Source organism: Acinetobacter sp. 10FS3-1 (assembly GCF_013343215.1).
GTDB lineage: Bacteria > Pseudomonadota > Gammaproteobacteria > Pseudomonadales > Moraxellaceae > Acinetobacter > Acinetobacter lwoffii_C.
Map to the genome: position 1 here is coordinate 1,040,975 of NZ_CP039143.1, position 24,157 is coordinate 1,065,131.

The window sequence follows — 24,157 nt, forward strand, 5'->3', positions numbered from 1 at the left end:
AAAGATTAAAGTTAGGTTATCTTTAGAGGCAGGAGCTGTCTATCATTTTGGCCAGAAGCACTAAATATTAACGACCATTTCGTCCACGACCACGTGATTTGGTATTTGGACGGGTAGTACCATTGGTCTTGCGACGAGGCTTTTCACCTTCTTCCATTTGCCAGATACGTGGGGTACCAGTTTTTTTCTTGGCTGCCCCAGCTTTACTGGCATTTTTATGCATAGGTTTGCCGCCGCTGCCGCCCGGTTTCTTCACATAAGAACGTGAACGATAAGGTTCTTGCGCAGGCACATCTTTAAAGTCTGGATACAGCAGCGGTTCGATTTCTTTGGTTTCACCCGGTTGTAGGCCCATTTGTACCAGATCAATTGAACCGATTTTAGTACGAATCAGGCGCAGCGTTGGAAAGCCAACAGCAGCGGTCATACGACGAACCTGACGGTTACGGCCTTCACAAATCGAAACTTCCACCCACGACGTCGGCACTGAAGCGCGATAACGTACTGGAGGATTACGCTCCCATAACCATTCCGGTTCAGCGACTTTAATCGCCTGTGCTGGCAAAGTCATTCCATCATTCAGCTCGACACCTTTACGAAGCTGCTCTAGCGCTTCTTCAGTCATCTCGCCATCGACCTGAACCAGATAGGTCTTGAATTTTTTATTGGCCGGGTTGGTAATAAACTGGTTCAAGCCGCCATGATCGGTCAGGAACATCAGACCTTCCGAATCCATATCTAGACGGCCTGCGATGCGTAAATCCGGATCATCAATGAAATCCGCCATGGTCTGATGTTTTTCATCAGCGCGGAATTGGGAGAGGACGTCATAAGGTTTGTTTAGAATGACAATTTTCACTGTAACCTACTAAAAAATATAAGATAATTTTATTGTGGTTTTAATCTTACCCGTTTGGTTACCCGCTTTGGGAGAAGTAGGGGTAAAAGTTGGTAAATAAAAGCCCACTATGTGTGGGCTATCATAGCAGATTCTGTTTTATGTTCTTCAACTTTATTCTTGACGTAAGATGGCTACCAGCACACGTCTTCTTCGGACAAATTGGTTGCTGAAGGTCGCCAGAATTTACTAGCACATAAAATTTATCCTTTTCAATAGCCAGTAATTGCATAAACTCTTTCACTCGGATTCCACGAGCACTTTCCAGCATGACACCTCTTCAACCTTTGTGGAAATCGTTGTGGTGCTATTGCTTCAATCCAAGATATGACGGAGATCATTCTTTTAAATATGCGTGATGAGATAGTTTTTATGCTGGTATTTACCGTGAAAACTTGAGAAAAGCTGAATTGACAGAAAAGCCTTATATAAGACACTACTATTTGTAGAGTAGTCGTTCTATACAAAATTGACCCGGTATTAAAAGCTCATCAAATGATGGGCTTTTTATTATTAAACACTATGAAATTATAGCGTTCTAATCATCTTGTAATATGCATGACTTAATCTTGCTGCTTCTTAAAAAATATGAAGCTTTAATATGAGTAAGTCACTTTTAGCAATTTTAATCGGTTCAGTACTTTTTTTATCAGGGTGTGATAATGAAAATGATGATATCCAAGTATCAAATCCTGATTCAGAAGAGAAACATTTGTTCTTTAAAGACAGGGACTTTGATCTTCAGGCACATAGAGGAGGATTAGGTTTAAGAACAGAGAGTAGTATTGCCTCATTTAGCAATGCGCTTGAAATGGGAGTAACCACATTAGAATTAGATACACAAGTCACTAAAGATGGAAAAGTAGTAGTAACACATGATCGTCAAATTTCTAAAAATAAGTGTCTAGATACAGGCCCTGCTTTTGTGGGGGATCTAGATTACCCGTATGTTGGAAAATATATAAAAGACTTAACTTTAGAGCAGATTAAAACAATGGATTGTGGTTCTTTGCGTTTAAAAGATTACCCACAGCAGCTGACTAGCCCTGGTGCTAAAATGCTAACTCTTAAAGAATTTTTTACTTTAGTTAAAAAATATAAATCAGAAAATGTCTTAATGAATATTGAGACCAAGATAGAGGCTGGAGCGCCAGAGCAAACTGCACCGCGCGAGCAATTTGTTAAAGCTGTTTTAGATGAAGTGAAAAAATCAGGACTTGAAAATCAGATTACAATCCAGAGTTTTGATTGGGGAGCTTTAATGGTTGTGAAAGAGCTAAATCCTAAATTACCGATTATTGCTTTAACAAATGGACAGCAGTTTTTACAAGTAGGTCAACCAGGTAAATCCCCTTGGTTAGGTGGGTTAGATATTGATGATTTTAATGGTGACTTAATAGCAGCGGTTAAGTCCTTTGGTGCAGATGCTGTTTCACCCGTACATGGTAATCCACAGAATGGAAAAATAGGCGATTTTAACTATGTGCCATATACGACTAAAGAAATGGTGGAAAAAGCACATCAAAATAATTTAAAAGTTATTCCGTGGACTGTATCTGATATTGAAACTATAAATCATTTGATCGGTATTGGTGTGGATGGTGTTATTACCGATTTGCCAGATGTAGCCAGAAAAGCAATGTCTGAAAATAGAATGGATTTACCTGATCCGATTTATAAAAAATAAGCTGCAGCATTCATTATTTTTAAAACCTCCTGCGGGAGGTTTTATAGAATCAGTTTCAATAAAGCTATTAATTCTGGTTTTGCCTATTTGGCTTGCATAGTATGCCTGAAATTGAGTCCACAGTTAATGATGAAAAAATTAAAGTGTGTCGGGATTATTTGAGAGACATTTAATAATTCGCAGAAAGTATGGCGCTGTGCAAACCTGTAATTTGCTCTGCTTAGGTCTATGCCAAAGTGTTTTGGATAAAATAAAAAAACCCACTAAATATGTGGGTTCTTTAGGTTTGTGCAGACCTGGATTAAAATTATTTTGTTGCTTCTTGAGTTGCAGCACTTTCGTTGGTTGTAGCTTCAGAAGCGCTAGCTTCTTGAGTCGCGACTTCTGATGCAGGAGCTTCAGTAGGTTGAGCTTCAGCAGCAACAGCAATTGCACAGTTAGCAGAAATTAAAGTAGCTAAAGCGATTTTAGATAAATTATTCATGTATTTACTCTTACATTAGACAAAAAAATAAGACTAAACCTTAATGAAGAAATTACTTGGAGGGTGTTATTGTTTGTCTTGGTTCTGTAAGAAAACCAAATGAAAAGTAACACAAAATTCTATCCAGTCGTCAAATCTAATAATTTAAGTGAACTCATCTGGAAAATCCGAAGACGGATCTTCGGTATTAGTCGTATAGTTTTATATTTTTCGTCAGACAGATTACAGCATACAAAACCCTGCTAAATATGCATTATTGGTGGGGGATTTTTTTATCGGCAGCGGATAAGGATTAATGGGCAATTTCAAAATTGTGAGTATTCGGTAAAATTAAAACTGGCTTTGTTGCATAAAGATTTAGAAGTCAGAGTTACCCCAAACAATTCAAATCCAAGACACAATATGGGTATGAGGTTGACCTAATTCTGTGAATCTGTTGAGAACTGCTAAACGTGTGTGAATTTTATCCACCTGACCAGGAAAGTTTCTAGCCCTTAATTTATCGCTCAATAGTTGGATGCAATGCAGCTTAGTTTCGACCAAGCTGCGGTGATGAGACTCAAACTATTTTCCCAATCGCTCTTCCTGGACGTTTGATGATTTTCAATAATTCATTTCTCTCTCAAGATCCAATTTTTTGTCTTTCTAAGGCTTTACATTTTTTCTTGGAGGAATCATGGCATGTGCTGAACGATCTGAATCAATTGTCTACAGCATTGAAGCACTGTGTCAGCATAAGTTGGATTTGCCCGTGTTTACCTTATGGCTGGGCCATATCCTTGAGTCTTAGGATCAAACCAGATGGAGAGATTGCCTGGCTCAATTAAAGCTTGGTTATAAGAAGAGCAATGGGTGGTGCGATAGATTGTAGATACTGGCTTCTTGATTGTGAAATGATCGTGTTGAAGAGGCCTTTAAGAGCAGCGGTATGTAACAAAGCCAGGCGGTTCTCACAGACTAATATCGATTAAGACAGAATCTGATATAGAGTTGTTGAGAATGAAGATTTTCATAGGAAATGGCTTCTGTAATTACATAAAACTGCAAAACGTTGCGTTTTATTTAACCGGGAAATGTGGCTATTGCCCGTATAAATCTCGAACAGTTTAAAATACGATTAGAATATGATGCGTGAAGAAAAGTTGAACGTATTGTCTATTTGGCAAATATTTTTAAATTCGCCAGCTACAAAGGGAGAGCTTGTACAATGGGTTATCAAAAAATCGTGGTGCCTGCGGATGGGAATAAAATAACCGTCAATGCAGATCTCTCATTAAATGTACCCAACAATCCTATCATTCCTTTTATTGAGGGTGACGGTATTGGTGTAGATATTACCCCGACCATGCAAAAAGTGGTAGATGCTGCCATTTTAAAAGCTTATCGAGGTAAGCGTTCCATTGAGTGGATGGAGGTTTATTGCGGTGAAAAGGCCAACAAGATTTATGGCATCTATATGCCGGAAGAAACCTTTGAAGCGCTACGTGATTATGTAATCTCCATCAAAGGCCCGCTGACTACCCCTGTGGGTGGTGGGATTCGCTCCTTGAATGTTGCATTGCGTCAGGAATTAGACCTGTATGTCTGTGTGCGCCCGGTACGCTGGTTTGAAGGCGTACCTTGTCCTGTACAAAATCCTGAATTGACCGATATGGTTATTTTCCGGGAAAACTCCGAAGATATTTATGCGGGTATTGAATGGAAGGCGGACTCACCAGAAGCTAAAAAAGTCATCAAGTTTTTAAAAGAAGAAATGGGCGTGACCAAAATCCGCTTTGAGGAAAATTGCGGAATTGGCATTAAACCGGTATCTAAAGAGGGGACGCAGCGTCTGGTACGTAAGGCCATCCAGTTTGCAATTGACAATAACAAGCCAAGTGTAACGCTGGTGCACAAAGGCAATATCATGAAATATACCGAAGGGGCGTTTAAGGATTGGGGCTATGAAGTCGCGCTAGAGCGCTTTGGCGGTGAACTGCTCGACGGCGGCCCATGGGTAAAAATTAAAAATCCTAAAACAGGTAAAGACATTATTATTAAAGATGTGATTGCAGATGCTTTCCTGCAGCAGATTCTGATGCGTCCTGCTGATTATTCTGTAATTGCGACCCTGAACCTGAATGGGGACTATATTTCCGATGCGCTTGCAGCCGAGGTGGGTGGTATCGGTATTGCTCCAGGTGCCAATATTGGCGGTTCGATTGCGGTCTATGAAGCCACGCATGGTACAGCACCTAAATATGCCGGACAGGATAAGGTGAACCCGGGTTCAATCATTCTTTCCGCCGAAATGATGCTCCGTGATATGGGCTGGACTGAGGCAGCCGATCTGATCATCAAGGGGGTTTCTGGTGCGATTGCCGATAAAACTGTGACCTATGATTTTGAACGCCTCATGCCAGATGCTACCTTATTGCGCTGTTCCGAATTTGGTGATGCCATTATTGACAATATGGATGAATAGGGCGCGGTGTACTGTCCTGCAAAGCCCGTATTTAATGCGGGTTTTTTATAAAAAGAAACTGGGAGACTTAAGTAAATTGGGTTTAAAAAACAAACAAAAGTTAAAACAGGTATCAGCATGAAGTTTTATGTAAAATTTGTAAAAAACTAAAAAAGTACCCACATAATTTCAAGCGTTTAATGGAAGTCATTTTACATTGACGTGTTTAGATACAGCTTGGTGATTGGCTTATTTCATATAAACGTTAGAGTGATGAATGAACTTCCAGTGATAGAGATCTTCTCCAAAGGAGTGTAACTTATGGCAAAAACCAAGGCTAAACATCGTCAAGTCCAGCAAAAGGACAAAAAAGATAATATTCAGAATGACGAGCAACAACAGCAACAGCAACAACCTTCCAAGCCATCTCGTGCGAAAAAGCGTAAATAGATTTCTCTCAACCCTCATTTAAACAACAAAGCCCTCTTGTGAGGGCTTTGTTTTAGTCTTTTGCTTATAAGAATCATCACTCAAAATAACAGACCCGAATATATTGAGATTTTTACTTAAGAGGGGAAACGGAAAACTTGGTATATAAGTAGGAGTGAAAATTATAAAAACCATTATTATGCTATTCAGTTTGGCGGTGCTTTTAATGGCCTGTCAGCCACCCCCTTCAGGTGAGGCTGGAAGCTGGAAGACGCCTTATCTCTATTGGCAGTTGCAGAAAGCGGAACTGGTCGGACCGCTGACCATGCCGGTACAAGGCATTCAACCCGGCCAGATTCAAGATACCTGGGGTGCTGCGCGCAGTGAAGGACGTAAACACCAGGGAATTGATATTTTTGCCAGACGTGGAACAGCTGTGCTGAGTACAACCCAAGGGATTGTTCGCCGTGTGGGAACCAATTCATTGGGTGGAAAAGTCATCTGGATAACTGGGCCGAATTTAAGCCAGCATTATTATGCCCATCTGGAAGATTATGCTGCACACATTCAGGAGGGTGACTGGGTGGAAGCCGGAGAAGTCATTGCTTATGTGGGGAATACGGGCAATGCCAAAAACACTCCACCGCATTTGCATTATGGTATTTACTTTAGCAAGCAAGGCGCCACTAATCCCTATCCCTATTTGCTACCTTCCTCCTGAGCAGCAAGAGAGCGGGTGGATTCATGAGGCTTGAATCGGGCGGGGCGTGTGCACCAGAATAATTGTAGTGCTCCCAACAAAAGCACACACGCAGCCAATACAAATTGCTGATAATAGCTTAAGCCTAAATATTGCAAAGCACTAAAACTAAGGCCACCAATCAGTTGAACAGCAGCAAAACATAGGGTGGCGATACTCCAGAGCTTTTTATAAGCCAGTCCGTACAGCTGTAAAATGGTATAAGAAGTCAAAAACACCACCGCCGGGTTAAGCAGGCCGGTAAAAAAAGAAGAGCCGAAAGTGAGTAGAGAACTCTGTTTTGCTGTTGCCAGTAATATAGCGACAATATACAAGCTGTAAAGAATTTTCAGGGCGCTAAAGTTACCGAATTTTCTCGCCAGTGCATAGGCCGTTAAGGCACCTAATGCACTTCCTAGGCCATATAAAATCCAGTTAAAGTTAATCCAGAATAAACTGAGTTCGAGCTGATGGCTTAAGTAATCAACCCAGAAAAGTGAATGCGGAATATAGGCAAACGCACTACAGGCGTAAACGGTCAATAAGCTATAAAAAACTGAATTTAGAGAATTTTTGGGTAAATTGGTGGCTGCTTGTGTGGACAAATAGGGTTTAAACTGTTGGAGCAATAAACTTAAACATAAACAAATAAACAAGGCAAAACCGCATAAGATGAGCCAGGCAGTCTGGATAGACATCTGATCCAGATAAGGCAGGAACAGGGTGGCGACTAGCACACCTAGGCCAATTCCGCTAAATCCAATAAAGTTGATTTTCAGCCGATCCTGAAGGTCGCAACACTGCGCCACCACACTCGGCGATAAGATCATCAAGAGTCCACCACTGATTCCGGAAATGACACGCCAAGAGATATACCAAATCTCGGAAAATCCTGAAAAAGCACAGCATAGTAAACTGAACACGCCTGCAATGGCTGCCATTTGAATATAATGAGCCATGCTCCGGTCTTGCGGCAGCCGCATGGCTGTAAACGCCCCGATCAGGTAACCGAGCAAATTGGCACTGCCCAGCAGGCTGGCAAAATTTGTCGTCCAGGCAAATGCTTCTCGGGTGCCAGGCAAAAGTGCCGTATAAGAAAAGCGCAGGATACCAATGCCGAGGCACATGCTCAGGCAGAGAAACAGACTGAGTTTGATTGTATTTGAGGACATCCATGTGCTCATCAAATTATAATATTTGATTAAAAAATAGCATGAATAGTCGGGTTTGTGGCAAAAATCACCGTTTAAGGAACCCATGGGTTCAGTAAATGGCCTCTAGAGAGGCCAGTTTTAAAGAGTTCAGCCACGGTACACACTGGAAATTTGCTGCAGATATAAAAAAACCACATAGATATATGCGGTTTTTTTATTGGGCTCTGGAAAATTAACGCATTTTTGCGAAGAAACGGCCCAAGCGGGTGATGGCTTCACGCAGTTCATTTTCAGCTGGCAGGAAGACGACCCGGAAATGATCTGGGGTTGGCCAGTTAAAGCCCGTACCTTGAACCAGTAAAACTTTCTCGGCACGTAGCAGATCAAGCATCAGTTTTTCATCATCTTCGACTGGGTAGACATTTGGATCAAGTTTCGGGAAGCAGTACATTGCACCTTCAGGTTTGACACAGGAGATACCTGGAATCTCGTTCAGCATTTCCCAGGCAATATTGCGCTGCTCATATAAACGTCCGCCTGGACGGATCAGGTCATTAATTGATTGATAGCCGCCGAGCGCCGTTTGAATTGCATATTGTGCCTGATGGTTGGCACAAAGACGCATTGAGGCCAGCATGTCCAGACCTTCGATATAATCCATGGCACGTGATCTGTCGCCCGTGATTGCCATCCAGCCAGAACGGTAACCTGCAATACGGTAGGCCTTGGATAAACCGTTAAACGAGATACATAGCTGGTCACCGGCCAGAGCAGCGACAGAAACATGCTCAATCCCGTCATAAATGATTTTGTCGTAAATTTCGTCAGCAAACAGGATCAGGTCATATTTTTTAGCCAGATCGACAATTTGTTGCAGCACATGGCGCGGATAAACTGAACCGGTCGGGTTATTCGGGTTAATAATCACGATACCACGGGTATTTGGCGTGATTTTACTTTCCATATCCGCAATATCCGGATACCAGTGATTTTCTTCATCACATTTATAATGGATGGCTGTACCGCCAGACAGATTGACTGCCGCAGTCCAGAGCGGATAATCCGGCATCGGAATCAGCATTTCATCGCCATCATCCAGCAGGCCTTGCATGGCCATTACAATCAGCTCGGAAACACCATTACCGACATACACGTCATTAACGTGCATATCCAGAATGCCTTTCTGCTGATAATACTGGCAAATGGCCTTACGTGCCGGGAAAATCCCTTTAGAGTCGGTATAACCGACTGCATTTGGCAGATTGAGCGCAACATCATTAATAATTTCCTGAGGCGCTTCAAAGCCAAAGGGGGCGGGGTTGCCAATATTTAACTTGATAATTTTATGTCCGGCTTCTTCCATTTCATTGGCCGCTCGTAACACAGGTCCGCGAATGTCGTAGCAAACATGCTCGAGCTTAGATGATTTTTTGATTTCGCGAGGGGTTGTGTTAGCAATGCCGGACATAATTCCATCCAATTAATTTAGAGTTTAAAACTATAGATTACGCAAATGTCACAATCTATGCTGAAATTTCGCTAGAATTTTTTTCATCTCTAGCGTAAATATGGAAGTACTGAAGCATGACACTGAATGTCAAAGATTTAAAGGAGTTAGTGATGGGAAAACTCAATAAAACCGACCGGGAATGGCAAAGAGAGTTATCACCAGAAGAGTTTCGCATTACTCGCGAGAAAGGAACCGAGCCGGCATTTACCGGGAAGTACTGGAATACCAAACAGGATGGCGTGTATGTCTGCCGTTGCTGCGGAACGCCGCTCTTTTCTTCAGAGACAAAATATGACAGCGGCTCTGGTTGGCCAAGTTTCTTTCGTCCGGTAAATAACTCGGCCATTGAAGAAATATCAGATCATTCGCATGGCATGATCAGAACTGAAATTGCCTGTCATCATTGTGACGCACATTTAGGGCATGTTTTTCCAGATGGCCCAGAACCGACAGGTTTACGCTATTGTGTAAACTCAGCCTCTTTAGACTTAAAAACACAAGAAAAAAATGATGAGGAAACCTATCCATGACCAGCATCTATCAGCTTGAAGCTGAATTGTTAGATGGAAAAAATAAAAGCCTTGCAGATTATGAAGGTAAAGTTCTCTTAATCGTGAATACTGCAAGTAAATGCGGTTTTACCCCGCAATTCGCCGGATTAGAAAAACTGTACCAGAAATATAAGGAACAAGGGCTGGAAGTATTGGGTTTTCCGTGTAACCAGTTCGGCGGCCAGGACCCGGGTACGAATGAGCAGATCGGTACATTCTGCCAGAAGAATTACGGAGTATCTTTTCCGATGTTTTCCAAAGTCGATGTAAAAGGTCCGGAAGCTCATGCGATTTTCCGTTATCTGACCAATAATTCTAAAGGCATTCTGGGCAATGGCATTAAATGGAACTTCACTAAATTTCTGATAGGGCGTGATGGCAAAGTATTGAACCGTTTTGCACCCACGACCAAGCCGGAAGATCTGGAAGAAGAGATTCAAAAGGCGTTGTGATTGAAGTGAAATCGAAAGCTAAGGCGTAGGGATTCTGACTACAAATATCTAAACTAAAATAAACCTTCATGAAAAAACCCACTTCTGGCAAGTGGGTTTTATTTTGATTGAGGCACTACAATCAGAGAATCATTTTTAAACGCTGCACCACCTGTTCACACTGGGCAAGGTCAGCAACCAGAGCCAAACGTACATGATTTTCACCCGGATTGCCCGCTGGAGTTTCACGCGACAGATAACGGCCCGGCAGCACCTTGATATGGACTTTTTTCATCAGAGTTTTAGCAAATTCTTCGTCATGATCGACTTTTAGCCAGTAGTAAAAACCGGCATCTGGTTTTTTGAGGGGCAATAAAGTGCCTAGCTCGTTTTGGAACAGGTCAAACTTGGCTCGGTACTGTATGCGGTTTTCTTCCACATGGGTTTCATCATTCCAGGCTGCAATAGAAGCCAGTTGATGCTGGACCGGCATGGCTGCGCCGTGGTAGGTCCGGTACTGTAAATAGGAGTGTAGTAATGCCGCATCACCTGCAATAAAGCCTGAACGTATCCCGGGCAGATTGGAACGCTTAGACAGCGAATGGAAGACCACACAGTTTTTATAATCATCACGGCCAATTTCAGCACAAACTTTCAATAAGCCGGTCGGGGCTTCGTCAAACCAGAGTTCGGAATAACATTCATCTGAGGCAATTACGAAACCGTATTGATCTGAAAGGGCAATCAGCTTTTTAAACTGTTCTTTGGACAGTACCGCACCTGTCGGATTGCCAGGCGTACAGACAAAGAGTAGGGCAGTTTTTTCCCAGACTGCGGCCGGCACAGCATCAAAATCACCCAAGTAGTCATTTTCTTCGGTACAGTTAATGAAATAAGGCTGGGCACCTGCCAATAAGGTCGCCCCTTCATAAATCTGGTAGAAGGGATTGGGCATGACCACATAAGGGGCATCTTCCCGGTTAATGAGTGCTTGAACAAAGGAAAAAATTGCTTCACGGGTGCCTGAAACTGGCAAAATATGGCTTTCAGCGCTGACTGTATTCAGCTTGAAACGTCGGCTCAGCCAATTGGCAATACTGATACGTAACTCGGGTAGACCCTTGCTATTTGGATAAGTCGAAAGGTGCTGTAAATTATCAATAATTGCTTGTTTTACAAACTCAGGTGCAGGATGTTTGGGTTCGCCAATAGACAGAGGAATCAGAGGCAGATCCGCGGGCTGAATGCCGGCAAAAAGCTGGTTTAACTTTTCAAAGGGATAAGGATGTAATAAAGACAAGCTGGAGTTCATGCGTATATTCCCGAGTAAAGGGTTAGTGTTGAGCATTGACCTGATGAGACGCCTCATCCAAAGCCGCTTTGAGCGCAGTTGCAAAGCTAAGCGACTCAGCCTGAGTCATCGGAATTCCATCCTTTTTGGTGACGAAGAAAATATCTTCAGCACGTTCGCCTAGGGTGGCAATCTTGGCAGAGTGAATATCCAGGCCACGCATCATAAACAGGCCGCCAATCTTGGCCAGCAGACCCGGCTGATCCAGCGTCGCAATTTCAACCATATTCTGATTTAAGGCCGGGTTTAAAGTAATATCGACCGTATTTTCAATATCAAAATGGCGTAACTGGCGAGGAATACGACGCTGCATCAGGCCCGGATATTCATCTGAATGGCTCAAGGCCTCTTTCAGGGCGTCAATGACAGTTGCTTCACGTTCTGGATCAGTGAGTAGAGTGCCAAAACGGTCCAGCACCACATAGGTATCCAGACTAAAGGCTTTGGTCGCAGTAATAATCCGGGCATCCTGCACATCCAGATTCATGCGGTCCAAAATAGCCACAGTGGTGGCAAACAGGTTCGGCTTGTCTTGGGTATAAATGAAGATCTGGACTGCATCTTGTGCATATTTGCGGTGCGCGCGCATTAATACCAAAGGTGCAGGATTGTCCCCATGCTCCAAAATGGCGCGTGTGTGCCAGGCAATCTCATCGGCTGATTCTTTCAGGAAATAATCATCACCCAGCTCCTGCCAGACGGTTTCTACATCGTAGAGTGAGAAATCATTAACCAAGAGTTCACTGGCTGCAAACTTGGTATCTTCAATCAGCATTCTATAGTCGACCGGGCGGCCCAGACCGGACCGAATGACATCACGGGCATGGGTGTATAGCTGACGCATCAAAGAGGCACGCCAGGTATTCCAGAGTTTTGGATTGGTTGCATTGATATCGGCGACGGTGAGGGTATATAGATAATCCAGATGTTCCATATCTCCCATTTTTTCTGCAAATTCCCGTACTATATCCGGGTCAGAAATGTCTTTTTTCTGTGCAGTAACTGACATGAGCAGATGGTTTTGAATCAGCCAGGCAACCAGATTACATTCGCGTTCGGTAAAGCCATGCGTCCGGCAGAACTTGATGGCATCAGCTGCTCCGAGTTCGCTATGGTCACCGCCACGTCCTTTGGCAATATCATGAAAAATAGCAGCCAGATAGACAATATCGCGGCGGCTGAGACGCTGGAACACAGAGCTGACCACTGGAAAATCTTTGGCAAAACCGGGTTCCTTAAAGCGGTTCAGATTACGCAGTAAGAGCAGAGTATGAGCATCCACGGTGTAAATATGGAATAGGTCATATTGCATCAGGCCGGTAATCTGGCCAAAGGCTGGAATATAATTGCCCAGTACGCCATAACGCTTCATCGTCACTAGAGTGTCATACAGGCGATATGGCGAGCGGATAATTGCCATGAAAAGTGCCTGATGAATTGGATTATCGCGAAAACTCTGGTCAATCCGTTTCGCTGCCAGCGTCAGCAGACGCAATGTGCGGGCACGGATACCTTCAATTTCCGGGCGGTTGGCCAGTAAATAAAAAATTTCCAAGATAGCGCTGGGATTTTCTGAAAAAACTTTGTGATGCTGAACGGCAAGCTTGCCATCGACCAGCTTGAAGTTTTCGTTAATTTCTTCAATTTGACGTTCATACTGCGGTAAACGTGGCGTAATCACCGATTCACTAAAGTAAGCCAGCAACATTTCATTCAGGGTAGATACCTGTTGTGCGCTGCGATAATAGCGCTTCATGAACTGTTCAATCGGATAATTCTGATGATGGCCTTCTTCGCGTACATAACCGAATTTGGCCGCAATTTCCCGCTGATAATCAAACAGCAGGCGGTTTTCATCACGCTTGGTCAGACGGTGCAAATGATGGCGGATTTCCCAGAGAAAGCTTTCTGCCTCTTCAAGTACGGCCAGTTCAAATTCTGAAATAAAACCCAGATGCACCAAGTCATAAATACGGTTGACCCGAAAATGTCGTTTGGCAATCCAGCCAATCTGGTTAATATCCCGGATGCCGCCTGGGGCATTTTTGATGTCTGGTTCCAGATTGCTTTCGGTGTCATTGTGCTGAGCATAGCGCTTATGCTGTTCATTGACCTTGGCATCAAAGAAGGTCTTATCCGTCCAGGTCTGTGAAACAATCCGCCGAGGCCATTTAGACAGGTTTTCATTGCCAATAATCAGACGAGCTTCAATCAGGGAGGTGGCCACTGTTAAGTCACTGCTTGCCTGAGTCACACATTCATTAATCGTACGGACACTGATGCCGGGCTTGAAATTACCCACATCCCAAAGAGAGGAAATAAAGGTCGAAATACGCTGTTCCTGTTCAGGAACAATCTTATTTTCGGACAGGATCATGATGTCGACATCGGAATAAGGCAGCATTTCGCGGCGGCCATAACCACCTACAGCAAACAGGCTGAGCTCCGTCTGATCCAGCGCGGCATGTTTCCAGAGGAACTGCAAGGCTTCATCAATCAGGTTGGAGCGCGCCAGAATGATGTCACGAATCGACTGTCCATTTTCAAAACATTCCTGCAGCTGATTTTCAACATCGCTACGCCACTGGTTAATGGCCTGAATGTCATGGTTGCTTTGAATATAATTCAGCAAAGGTAAGGTATTGATCATGAACAGGGATCCGTTAGTATTTCAGCTTAATTTTGATGAACGCTAATTTGGTCGGCAGTCTGCTGGGCCAGTTCGCGTGCCTGGTCAATGGTTTCTGCGCGTGCAGTCGCCACACCCATACGACGACGCTTAAAGCCCTCAGGTTTGCCGAACAGGCGCACATCCGTATTCGGATTTGCTAAAGCAAGATTTAAGCCAGAAAATGAAAGATTATGGTCATCTACACCTGCATAAATCACGGCACTGGCTGCAATGCTATGACGTTCGGTGTTGACAGGCAGGCCAAGAATCGCACGGGCATGCAGTTCAAACTCGCTCTGGAATTGTGAAGCTAAGGTGACCAGACCAGTATCATGCGGGCGCGGTGAAACTTCACTAAACCATACTTTGTCACCTTTAATAAAGAGTTCCACACCGAAAATCCCGCAGCCACCGAGTGCTGTTGTGACTTTATGGGCAATGCGTTGCGACTCTTCCAGTGCAGCCGGGGTCATCGGCTGAGGTTGCCAGCTTTCCACATAATCGCCTGAATCCTGACGGTGCCCGATTGGATCACAATAGGATGTTTCGATTACACCGGTTTGCGGATTTTTTGCACGTACTGTCAGCAAAGTAATTTCAAAATCAAAATCAATCTGCGACTCAACAATCACTTTACCATGATTGATCCGGCCACCAGTCTGTGCATGGTCCCAGGCAGCATCTACTTCTGCAAAGCTTTTTACGCGGGACTGACCTTTGCCTGAAGATGACATCACCGGTTTCACAAAGTTTGGATAACCAATGTCATCACAGGCAGCACGGAACGATTCTAGGGTATCTGCAAAACGATAAGCGGAGGTCGGCAGGCCCAGTTCTTCGGCGGCCAGACGGCGAATACCTTCACGGTTCATGGTCAGATTCACCGCTTTAGCAGAAGGAATCACCGTTGCAATTTTCTGTTCTTCAATTTCTAGCAGAACTTCGGTGGCAATCGCTTCAATTTCCGGAACAATCAGATGAGGCTGAACTTGCTGAATCAACTGTCTGAGTTCTGTGGCATTTGCCATATTGAGCGTATGGGAATAGTGGGCCACCTGCATGGCAGGCGCGTCCGCATAACGGTCAGCCGCATGGACTTCAACACCCAAACGTTGGAGTGAAATAACCACTTCCTTGCCGAGTTCTCCTGAACCCAGTAAAAGAACTTTATACGCTGAAGCCTGTAGTGGAGTACCAATCGTCACGTTCATGTGTATTATCCATGCTTGATTTTATGGGCTTTTAGCATAGCAGAACTGCGTGTTCAGATAACCCTTGATTCACATAAAATTATGATATTGCCCAGCAGCTTTATTCATAAGGTTCTGATCATTTTATTATGTTGATGTGGGCGCAGGTTTCGGTTGGCTGTTGGGGAAATTTTGCAGGGGATAAATACAGCTTTGAGGATGGGTTTTTCCACTTAGAGGATTTGATTGGGCTGAAGACCAAGCAGTACACGTTTTTAAAGTCTGCATGCGCCGAAAATAATACAAACGGCCTAGCGGTAGAGCGATAAAGAGGAGAGCTAAGCCGCTTTCGACACCTGTAAAAAACATTGCATCATTAAGCAATTGAGTGAAATTTCCTTTCATCAGCAAGAAAAAGTCAGAGTATTTTGAATGTATAGTGGGAAGAGTGGAGGAAATTAGACTCCAAAGACTAATAATTATTTTTAGGACATAAGTGTAGAACCAGCTGGGTTTAAGTCAGCATGGCAATGATTTTATTTTGATCATGTTTTTGAAGATAAATGATAGGAATCAGATCGGCAGCATGGTAATGAACTTCAGTGAAATGGCCACTAAAATTTTGTGCATTGATGACACACTCAAAATAACTGCTCGGGAATTTGTTTTGAAAATAGGTAGAGTGTCATCCTGCTTAAGATGAATAAAGACTTTTCATGCTCTGCACAATGATTTTCATGTTTTTCTTCTGACTTATAAAGCCTTATGCTATTAATAGCATAAGGCTTTATGTGCTTGGATTATTGAATAAAAAATTAAAAAGACACCGGAACATAGGTATAAACCAGACCGTAGGTTAAAGCGGCAATCAAGGTCGCCATGACAATTTTCTTAAATTTAAAATACAGACTACTCAGCACCATGAAGCCTATCAGCATGGCGAAACTTTTATTGGGCGTTTCTAAAAGGGGGGGCAAGGTTGCAACGACCAGCATCGAACTAATTGCAGCAATTCCAATGGAACCCAAGGCAATTTTTAACCATAAGGCACCACGTTTTTGTGAGCCTTGCTGAAATTTTTGAATAACAAAAAATGGCCCAAAGCGGGAAGCAAAATTGGCAATCCCCACCAGAATTCCGACCAGAATAATTTCGAGATTCATCGAGGGTCTCCTGTATGTTCAGGATCAGGTCTCTGTAAAACATAATGCTTGAACAGGCCAGCAAAAATACCGGAACTGATACCGATAAAAATGGCTGCGGACAGGTCAATAAGATAGCAGGCAACAGCCGAGACAATAATGGTAACTGCCACGACAAAGCTATGTTTCTTCTCAAAGGCTGCCAGCAGAAAACTCAGGAATAAGGCAGGGAGCAAGAAGTCCAGTGCTGCTTGCAAAAATTGCAGTAAATTACTGACCTGATCGGCAAATAAACCACCCAGAAAAGAACCCAATGCCCATGATAGCCAGCTGAACAGACTGAGGCCAAGCATCCAGGATTCAGACCATTCCTGACGCCGCTGTGATAGTTTGATCATGCCAGAAGCAAAGACTTCATCGGTCAGACCCCAAGACCAGACAGCTGTTTTTTTCAGGTTCAGACGATCCTGAATCAGGTTTTGCAGGGCAGGGCCATACAACAAGTGACGAATGTCTAAAGCAATGACAGTCAGCGCCGTCATCCAGATGGAAGTACCGCTGCCGAGTAACGCAACCACCAGAAACTGACTGGCACCAGCATACATCGAACAGGACAGGAACAGGGCTTCCCAGGCCGTAAAGCCGAATTGAGTCGCTGAAACACCGAAAGCAAACGACACCGGCAGATAGGTGAAGATAATCGCCTGGCTGTCTTTTGCACCTTGCCAGAATCCGGCAGGCTGCATTGCGGATGGATTGTGCTCTGTCACGAAACACCTGCAGGAGAGTTGAACAAGAGGTCAAATGAAGATTGTGTATTGTACGCGAATTTACTAGCATAGTGCCGAATTTTTTTAAAAAGGCGAGCCTGATATGCTGATGTTTAAGACACGTGCACTGCTGACTGTTTCTTTAATAAGCAGTGTATTGTTGCTGCAAGCTTGTGGAAATGACCACCAGTCGCCTGAACAAGCTCAGATTAAACCTGCACCAAAGCTGACAAATGATGCTACGACCTATGCCAATGCGGCCTGGAAACTGATCAATGAAGTCGACCCTCTGGTGTATAACAGACAGCTTGATCAACTGGAAAAACAGGTACGTGAACCTGCCCGTAAGCTCAGCACCGACTGGCGGATTAATGTCAAAATGACCGACTCGGTGACTGAAGGTAAATACGCATTATGCCGTAAGGCCTTAACCAGTCTGGAAATCTGGGCACGCACTACCCTGGAAAATGGGAGTAGTGTGGCTCAAAAGCAGGCAGATTATGGACGGGACAAAAAGCAGTGTGAAAATGCAATTGCCAATCCGGCCTTAGGAAATACTGACCCTAAGCAAAAGGGTACCGCAATTGCCGAGATGCAATAAAAAACCAATTATCAATTTAGATTCTCAAACAAAAAGCCAGTCTTCACGACTGGCTTTTTGTTTGAATATTCAAAGATTATTCAAGGAACTTAACAGTCACACCAGACTTTACTTTTTTACCCAGGTCATTAGCATCCCAGTTGGTTAGGCGGATACAACCGTGTGAATAAGATTTGGAAATCAGAGAAGGATTCGGTGTACCGTGAATACCAAATGATTTTTTATTCAAGCCAATCCAGATATTCCCTACCGGACCGTTTGGACCTGGTGGTAAAGACAGCGGCTTTAAGTTTTTACCCTGAATAAAGTTTGACGGTGAGTAGCTATACCAAGGGTTTGGCGCAACACCAGTAATTTTGTATGTACCCGTTGGTGAAGGGGTGCTGGTGTTCCCGATACTGGCAGGGAATGAACCAATCATTTGATTTTTACTGTTAAATAAGTACAGCTGTTTTGCACCTTTATGCGCCACGATCAAATGAATACCTTCTGGAAGTTCATTACGTACATTTGTTACCAGAATTTTTTGGCCGACTTTGTTAAAGTTCGCATTCGGGTTTAACTTCTGCATGAAGTTTTGATCCATATGGAACTTTTCACTAAGCATTTCTAGCGAGCTGGTGTAATACAAGCCTTTCATTTTTGCCTGTTCAGCGTAATTGGAAGGAATAGACTTGACAAAAGGACCCGCCAGATCTTTTTCAGTGATAGTGTATTCAACAAAAGCAGGCTTGGAACCTTGACGTTCAATCAGTTTATCCCAGGTTTCTTTGGTCAGTACACCTGTAGGCTTAATGCCGTTCATTTGCTGAAAAGACGCGATAGCTTTCAGGGTGTTTTTACCGCTGGTTCCATCAATTGCACCTGGTGAAGCATGAGCATTATTCAACATGACATGCGCACGTGCATATACCGGGAACTGACCCGCACCAATATTTTCATACCAGGTGGCGTTATTGAGACCATCTAGGGTCCACGACGCTTTAGTTGCTACCGAACTGGCATTTTTACTGGCAGCTGCAGGTGCAACGCCGCTATCGGCATTTTGGTCTTCAGTATTCTGCAAGGTATTTAAAGCTGCAGATGCTTGATCCAGCTCTTTTTTTTCTTGTGCTGTAATTTGAGCTTCTTCTGTTGGGGCATTGGTCGTCTGGCGGGTTGCAGGAGCTTGTGCCGCCGAGGACTCAAGTGCCAGAGGATCAATAGGGTCTTGCACTGAAACATCAGTGGCCATTTGCGGGTTCAATGGTTGTTCAGCAGTAGACGCAGCGAAAACAGTACCTGCGAAAATGCAACCTAGACTCACAGCGAGCATTGTGCGAACGAACATGTAACTCAACCTTAATTTACTTCTTTAACTATGTGAAAAAACACTGTAAGTATTACAGAAAAAATGTGTAGATGCAGTAGTTCTTTTGTGTAAATCTATCCCTTGCCATTTCTCATGATCGGTTTTTAAAGTTATGAGAAGTTATTCAAAATGCGGGCTTTTTGTTATGATGGGTTTCATCTTCAAGTATAGATAGGAAAGTGAATGACGACCTTAAAAAATGATCGTTTTCTGCGCGCATTATTACGTGAACCTGTAGATACCACACCTGTGTGGATGATGCGTCAAGCAGGCCGTTATTTACCAGAATATCGTGAAACCCGTGCCCAGGCGGGAGACTTCCTTTCTCTTTGTAAAAATACTGAGTTGGCGTGTGAGGTCACTTTACAGCCTTTACGCCGCTATGATCTGGATGCTGCGATCCTGTTTTCAGACATCTTGACCGTACCCGATGCTTTGGGTTTGGGATTGTATTTTGAAGCGGGTGAAGGTCCAAAGTTTCATAAGACAGTCCGCACCGAGCAGGATGTAGCAAATTTACCTGCATTTAATGCCAAGTCTGACCTGGACTATGTCATGAAGGCGGTATCTACCATCCGTTCGGCCTTGGGGGGGCAGGTGCCATTAATCGGTTTCTCTGGCAGTCCATGGACGTTGGCCACTTATATGGTTGAAGGTGGTTCGAGCAAAGATTTCCGCTTTACCAAACACATGATGTATGCCCAGCCTGAAGTCATGCATGCATTGTTACAGCGTCTGGCTGATGCAGTGATCGAATATCTGAATGCCCAGATTGACGCAGGTGCCCAGGCCGTACAGATTTTTGACAGCTGGGGCGGGGCGTTGGCGCACCGTGAATATATTGAGTTTTCACTGAATTATATGCAGAAAATTGTGGCTGGCTTGCAGCGTGAGAAAGATGGTCGCAAGATTCCGGTCATCCTGTTCACCAAAGGTGGCGGACAGTGGCTGGAGCCAATGGTTGCTACTGGTGCAGATGCTTTTGGTCTGGACTGGACGACGCCACTGAATGTAGCGCGCCAAACCGTTGCGGGCCGTGCCGCGCTACAAGGTAACCTTGATCCGGCAACTTTGTATGGATCCCATGAGTCGATTGTGAAAGCCACCAAGCTGATGCTGGATGATGCCTATGCCAATGGCGAAAAAACAGGTTATATCGCTAACTTGGGGCATGGTATTACCCAGTGGGTTGATCCGGCCAACCCGACAGCCTTTGTTGATACCGTACATGAGTATAGTGCCAAGTACCTGTAGGATGTAAGCCTTGATCGATTTTATAAAATCAGGGTTTGAATTTACTTATAAGGCAGCTTCGGCTGCCTTATTTGGGATTCTACTGTTGCTCGCCTTTGCCCTGACAGCTTCCATGGGAAGCGAACTGCTGTATGGTTTCTATCGTTACGACTATCTCTTGTTTTTTGCCCTGATGATTCAGGTGGTTCTGCTATATACCAAGCTGGAATCCTGGGCAGAAGCGAAAGTGATTGCGTTGTTTCACCTGATGGCCATGGTGATGGAAATTTTCCTGACCCATCCGGCGATTGGCTCGTGGCATTACCCGCAACCCGCCATTTTTAAAATTCTGACTGTGCCTTTATTTGCCGGATTTATGTATTCGGCTGTCGGAAGCTTCTTTGCGCGTTCCTTACGTCTTTATCAGGTGTCATTTGAGAGATTACCGAGCTTTGCTAATATGCTGGCGCTGGCGGTTCTGTCCTATATCAACTTTATGAGCAAATTTTTTATTCCGGATTACCGGATGATTTTATTTGCCTGGAGTGTGGTGATTTTCTGGAAAACCAAAATCCGTTTTCAATTGAATCGACATACTTTTCAGTTGCCGATGTTGCCCGTGCTGCTGCTATTGGCATTTATCATTTGGGTCGCTGAAAATATCAGTACCTTTTATCAGATCTGGCTTTATCCGAGTCAGATTGAACAATGGCATATGGTGGGCTGGGGGAAACTCGGCTCATGGTACTTGCTGCTACTGCTCAGTCTGGTGCTGGTATTGAAAATTCTCGGGCAACGTCAGCTCGATGGAGCCTGGCATTTAAAAGAACAAGATTGAGCTGGTTGCTGAGAAAGCAACCTGTCGAACTTGAAACAAAATGTTTTGCCTTTAAGCACCGTTGACGTTATTCTAGCCAAGGTGTAATAAAAATTACCTAATTGTGAATAATTAAAAACACTTAGATAAACTTTTTGGAGAAGTAATCATGTTGAAAAAACTAGCTTTAGCTGCAGTACTTGCAGTGGGTTCAACTGCAGCATTTGCTGACCGTGATGCAGGTTGTGGTATTGGAAGTCAAGTATGGGCAGGTCAATCTGGTAAAGTGCCTAAAATTTTGGCAGCAACGACCAACGGTATTTTTGCTAACCAGTTATTCGGTATCACTTTTGGTACTTTGGGTTGTAGTGGTACAGGTACAGTAACCGCCCAAGTGGTTACATTTACCAATGAAAATGCTGAATCACTCGCGCGTGATATGGCGGTTGGTCAGGGCGAAAGCTTAAACGTATTGGCTGAATTGCTAAATATCAAAGCTGAAGATAAAGCACGTTTCTTCGCTATTTCTAAGCAAAACTTTGCTTCAATCTATGCAACTGAAAATGAAACTTCACTAGAAGTATTATCTTCTCTGCAAACTGTCATGGCAAATGACGACGTATTAAAAGCTTACGTTTAATATGTCAAAAACCCTGTCGCTTGACAGGGTTTTTTCTATCTAAAAATAAATTTCCTGTTCTAATATGAAATCTTGCGTTGCCCTTATTGTCCTTGCTGCACTGTCTACACTAAGTTGTCCATCCTTTGCTAGTCCGGCAGATCCATTTATTCAACAGGCTCAAAGTAATAAGCTGGCTCAAGATATCACTTGGCAACGTTTAATGTACGCTGATGCCAAACAGCATAGCGAAGTGAGCTATTCAGGCTATTTCTATCATGAACAGGGTGCCCAAAATCTGGAACTGGAGTTGGCCAGTAATATTCAGGCACTGTTTCAAACGGCTGAACCTGATCAATCTATTCGTTGTCGTTTCCCGGCGCGGAGCCAGTTTCTCATTGAAAGCTTAAAGATACCTCATGCTGCTTTACCAGAAGTGGCTTGCCCTGAGTTGAATCAGTGGCTGACCGAAATTAAACCGTATAAAGCGACGCTGATTTATGCCACCGACTTTATGGGCAATCCTAGCTCAATGTTCGGACATACTTTGCTGCGTTTGGACCCTAAAGACCAGCAACAGCTAAATCTGGTGTCTTATGCGGTGAACTATGCGGCCACCGTCGAAGGTGAGCAAAACTGGTCTTATGCCTGGAAAGGTTTAACCGGGCAGTATCCAGGTGAATATTCCCTGATGCCGTATTATCGTAAAGTTAAAGAATATGGGGATTTCGAAAGTCGCGACCTTTGGGAATATGAACTGGCTTTAAGTCCAGAAGAAACCAGATTTCTGGTCCAGCATATTTGGGAAATGAAACATGTACAATTTCCCTATTATTTTATTCAGGACAATTGTGCTTACCGTTTATTAGGCTTAATTGATCTGGTACGCCCACACGCCAATTTGCAGCAGCAGTTTAAGGCAGTCTCCATTCCGCTTGAGACTATTAAAGCCTTGGATGATGAACAGCTGATCAAAGACGTGGTATATCGTCCTGCTCTGGAAACCCAGTTACTGGCACAGGCCAGACAGCATGGTCACAAGCTGGCAAAAGTAGCCCATCAAATTGCCATGTCTGAACCGCGGGAACATGGTCAGATACTCGAATCTTACTCAGCTGAAAACCAGGCCAAGATTCTGGAAATGGCCTATGACGACTTGTATCTGCATTTTCTCGCCCGAAAAATTGATCCTCAGGTGGCGCAGCCACGTTTAAGACAGATTCTGGTGCAACGAAGCCAGTTGGCCCTTGAGAAGCAACGCCTGAATGTCGCCGTACCCAAGACCAATCCTGTGCAAGCGCATGATGCACGTCATCTTTCTTTTAAAGCTGGTGAGGTTCAAGGCCAGACCTTTGTCGAGATCGGTCATCGTCAGGCTTATCATGACCTGATTGATCCACAAGGAGGATTGCGTACCGGAACCCAACTGCTGTTTTTGGATGGTGCTCTGCAATATCGCCAGGATCGGTTGAAGCTGAAGCATCTGGATCTATTAACCGTCAATTCCTATAATCCGATTCATGCTTTTAAAACGCCCTTATCCTGGGGATTTAACTTCGGCTGGCAACAAGAAGCTCTGGATTCAGCGGGCCATTTTAGTCGTGAAAGCCAGCATGGGGTCGCTAACTTAAACGTGCAGGCCGGTTATAGCTGGGCCAATGCAACACGTGAACATCTATGTTATACACAGCTACAAAATCATTTACAGGCAGGCAAAGCCCTGGATCAAGGTTGGCGTGTAGGAGCTGGTCCGACCATCGGCTGTCAGAATGTCTGGAATGAGCAGCTCAATAGTCTGATACAAGTAGAATTGCCATATTGGGAAGATTCACATCAATGGCAGCTGAAATTGAAGACCCAATTTCAGTATACCTGGACCCCACAATATGCAATTCGGGGGGGCTGGGAATATCAGCGACAAAACCATCAAGATTGGGAACAGTGGAGTCTGAGCCTGATCCGTTATTTCTAGAGAATAAAAATTGAGTTGGCTATTCTAACTTTTGACCTGAGCTTAAAATATAGGCGGTATTATTATAGGGGTGGTTGGTTATTTTGTTAACTTGATCACCATTATTTGAATAAT

At 43.9% G+C, this 24,157-nt stretch carries 21 protein-coding genes and 2 pseudogenes; 11 read left to right on the top strand and 12 right to left on the bottom strand.

Annotated features, from left to right (window positions below; all coding sequences use genetic code 11):
* Positions 1 to 67: 67 nt before the first annotated feature.
* A complete protein-coding gene (locus E5Y90_RS04845; protein WP_151206756.1) occupies positions 68 to 859 on the bottom strand; it encodes an rRNA large subunit pseudouridine synthase E in 792 nt (263 codons plus the stop codon).
* 640 nt (positions 860 to 1,499) lie between these two features.
* Here E5Y90_RS04845 and E5Y90_RS04850 point away from each other — a divergent pair.
* Positions 1,500 to 2,585, top strand: a complete 1,086-nt coding sequence (locus tag E5Y90_RS04850; RefSeq protein ID WP_174659565.1) for a glycerophosphodiester phosphodiesterase — start codon at positions 1,500 to 1,502, stop codon at positions 2,583 to 2,585.
* A 307-nt stretch (positions 2,586 to 2,892) separates the two neighbouring features.
* Here E5Y90_RS04850 and E5Y90_RS04855 read toward each other — a convergent pair whose 3' ends face one another.
* The 3 genes and pseudogenes from E5Y90_RS04855 to E5Y90_RS17670 all read right to left on the bottom strand — a co-directional run.
* Positions 2,893 to 3,069, bottom strand: a complete 177-nt coding sequence (locus E5Y90_RS04855; RefSeq protein ID WP_174659566.1) for a hypothetical protein — start codon at positions 3,067 to 3,069, stop codon at positions 2,893 to 2,895.
* A gap of 384 nt (positions 3,070 to 3,453) precedes the next feature.
* Positions 3,454 to 3,782, bottom strand: a pseudogene (locus E5Y90_RS04860) (IS5/IS1182 family transposase); the annotation flags it as partial.
* Positions 3,780 to 3,956, bottom strand: a pseudogene (locus tag E5Y90_RS17670) (IS5/IS1182 family transposase); the annotation flags it as partial. The pseudogenes E5Y90_RS04860 and E5Y90_RS17670, both read right to left, overlap by 3 nt.
* A 320-nt stretch (positions 3,957 to 4,276) precedes the next feature.
* Between E5Y90_RS17670 and icd the strand changes: the two are divergent.
* From icd to E5Y90_RS04870, 3 genes are all read left to right on the top strand, one after another.
* Positions 4,277 to 5,533 (top strand): NADP-dependent isocitrate dehydrogenase, encoded by a 1,257-nt coding sequence (icd, locus tag E5Y90_RS04865; RefSeq protein WP_174659567.1) that lies wholly within the window; start codon positions 4,277 to 4,279, stop codon positions 5,531 to 5,533.
* 300 nt (positions 5,534 to 5,833) lie between these two features.
* Entirely contained in the window at positions 5,834 to 5,962 is a 129-nt protein-coding gene (locus E5Y90_RS17570) for a hypothetical protein (RefSeq protein ID WP_257234961.1), read from the top strand.
* Between the two features lie 178 nt (positions 5,963 to 6,140).
* Positions 6,141 to 6,662 carry a M23 family metallopeptidase gene (locus E5Y90_RS04870; RefSeq protein ID WP_151204758.1) on the top strand — a complete coding sequence of 174 codons (522 nt, stop codon included), beginning with the start codon at positions 6,141 to 6,143 and terminating at the stop codon, positions 6,660 to 6,662.
* Here E5Y90_RS04870 and E5Y90_RS04875 read toward each other — a convergent pair.
* On the bottom strand, positions 6,641 to 7,852 hold the full coding sequence (locus E5Y90_RS04875) for a YbfB/YjiJ family MFS transporter (protein ID WP_174659568.1): 1,212 nt from the start codon (positions 7,850 to 7,852) through the stop codon (positions 6,641 to 6,643). The two genes, E5Y90_RS04870 and E5Y90_RS04875, sit on opposite strands and share 22 nt — an antisense overlap.
* A 214-nt stretch (positions 7,853 to 8,066) precedes the next feature.
* On the bottom strand, positions 8,067 to 9,302 hold the full coding sequence (locus E5Y90_RS04880; protein ID WP_151204751.1) for a pyridoxal phosphate-dependent aminotransferase: 1,236 nt from the start codon (positions 9,300 to 9,302) through the stop codon (positions 8,067 to 8,069).
* A gap of 152 nt (positions 9,303 to 9,454) precedes the next feature.
* Here E5Y90_RS04880 and msrB point away from each other — a divergent pair, with 152 nt between their 5' ends.
* Both msrB and E5Y90_RS04890 read left to right on the top strand, forming a co-directional pair.
* Complete coding sequence (msrB, locus tag E5Y90_RS04885) at positions 9,455 to 9,874, top strand: peptide-methionine (R)-S-oxide reductase MsrB (RefSeq protein ID WP_151206759.1); 420 nt, start codon at positions 9,455 to 9,457, stop codon at positions 9,872 to 9,874.
* On the top strand, positions 9,871 to 10,347 hold the full coding sequence (locus E5Y90_RS04890) for a glutathione peroxidase (RefSeq protein WP_174659569.1): 477 nt from the start codon (positions 9,871 to 9,873) through the stop codon (positions 10,345 to 10,347). Before msrB ends, E5Y90_RS04890 begins: the two co-directional genes overlap by 4 nt.
* A gap of 121 nt (positions 10,348 to 10,468) precedes the next feature.
* Here E5Y90_RS04890 and dapC read toward each other — a convergent pair whose 3' ends face one another.
* The 5 genes from dapC to E5Y90_RS04915 all read right to left on the bottom strand — a co-directional run bounded on the left by dapC (position 10,469) and on the right by E5Y90_RS04915 (position 17,426).
* Positions 10,469 to 11,638, bottom strand: a complete 1,170-nt coding sequence (gene dapC / locus E5Y90_RS04895; RefSeq protein ID WP_174659570.1) for a succinyldiaminopimelate transaminase — start codon at positions 11,636 to 11,638, stop codon at positions 10,469 to 10,471.
* 22 nt (positions 11,639 to 11,660) lie between these two features.
* Positions 11,661 to 14,327, bottom strand: coding sequence for a [protein-PII] uridylyltransferase (glnD, locus tag E5Y90_RS04900; RefSeq protein ID WP_174659571.1), 2,667 nt, complete (start codon positions 14,325 to 14,327; stop codon positions 11,661 to 11,663).
* 26 nt (positions 14,328 to 14,353) lie between these two features.
* Positions 14,354 to 15,568, bottom strand: coding sequence for a formate-dependent phosphoribosylglycinamide formyltransferase (purT, locus tag E5Y90_RS04905; protein ID WP_171480657.1), 1,215 nt, complete (start codon positions 15,566 to 15,568; stop codon positions 14,354 to 14,356).
* Between the two features lie 785 nt (positions 15,569 to 16,353).
* Complete coding sequence (gene ygaH, locus E5Y90_RS04910; protein ID WP_174659572.1) at positions 16,354 to 16,701, bottom strand: L-valine transporter subunit YgaH; 348 nt, start codon at positions 16,699 to 16,701, stop codon at positions 16,354 to 16,356.
* The gene (locus E5Y90_RS04915; protein WP_174660559.1) at positions 16,698 to 17,426 is read right to left on the bottom strand and encodes an AzlC family ABC transporter permease; all 729 of its coding nucleotides are present in this window, start codon (positions 17,424 to 17,426) and stop codon (positions 16,698 to 16,700) included. The genes ygaH and E5Y90_RS04915 overlap by 4 nt, the downstream gene beginning before the upstream one ends.
* Before the next feature lie 127 nt (positions 17,427 to 17,553).
* On the opposite strand from E5Y90_RS04915, the gene E5Y90_RS04920 reads away from it, so the two are divergent.
* Positions 17,554 to 18,051, top strand: a complete 498-nt coding sequence (locus E5Y90_RS04920) for a hypothetical protein (protein ID WP_174659573.1) — start codon at positions 17,554 to 17,556, stop codon at positions 18,049 to 18,051.
* Between the two features lie 76 nt (positions 18,052 to 18,127).
* Here the strand turns inward: E5Y90_RS04920 and E5Y90_RS04925 are convergent, their stop codons facing one another.
* Positions 18,128 to 19,381, bottom strand: coding sequence for a L,D-transpeptidase family protein (locus E5Y90_RS04925; RefSeq protein ID WP_151203866.1), 1,254 nt, complete (start codon positions 19,379 to 19,381; stop codon positions 18,128 to 18,130).
* Between the two features lie 204 nt (positions 19,382 to 19,585).
* Between E5Y90_RS04925 and hemE the strand changes: the two genes are divergently transcribed.
* The 4 genes from hemE (at position 19,586) to E5Y90_RS04945 (ending at position 24,043) form a co-directional block, all read left to right on the top strand.
* Entirely contained in the window at positions 19,586 to 20,656 is a 1,071-nt protein-coding gene (hemE, locus tag E5Y90_RS04930; RefSeq protein WP_151203865.1) for a uroporphyrinogen decarboxylase, read from the top strand.
* Positions 20,657 to 20,666: 10 nt separating this feature from the next.
* Positions 20,667 to 21,473: a DUF817 family protein gene (locus tag E5Y90_RS04935; protein WP_174659574.1), complete on the top strand. Its 807-nt coding sequence runs from the start codon at positions 20,667 to 20,669 to the stop codon at positions 21,471 to 21,473.
* Between the two features lie 148 nt (positions 21,474 to 21,621).
* Positions 21,622 to 22,092 carry a DUF3015 family protein gene (locus tag E5Y90_RS04940; protein WP_151203863.1) on the top strand — a complete coding sequence of 157 codons (471 nt, stop codon included), beginning with the start codon at positions 21,622 to 21,624 and terminating at the stop codon, positions 22,090 to 22,092.
* 64 nt (positions 22,093 to 22,156) lie between these two features.
* Complete coding sequence (locus E5Y90_RS04945; protein ID WP_174659575.1) at positions 22,157 to 24,043, top strand: DUF4105 domain-containing protein; 1,887 nt, start codon at positions 22,157 to 22,159, stop codon at positions 24,041 to 24,043.
* The last annotated feature ends 114 nt before the right edge of the window (positions 24,044 to 24,157 follow it).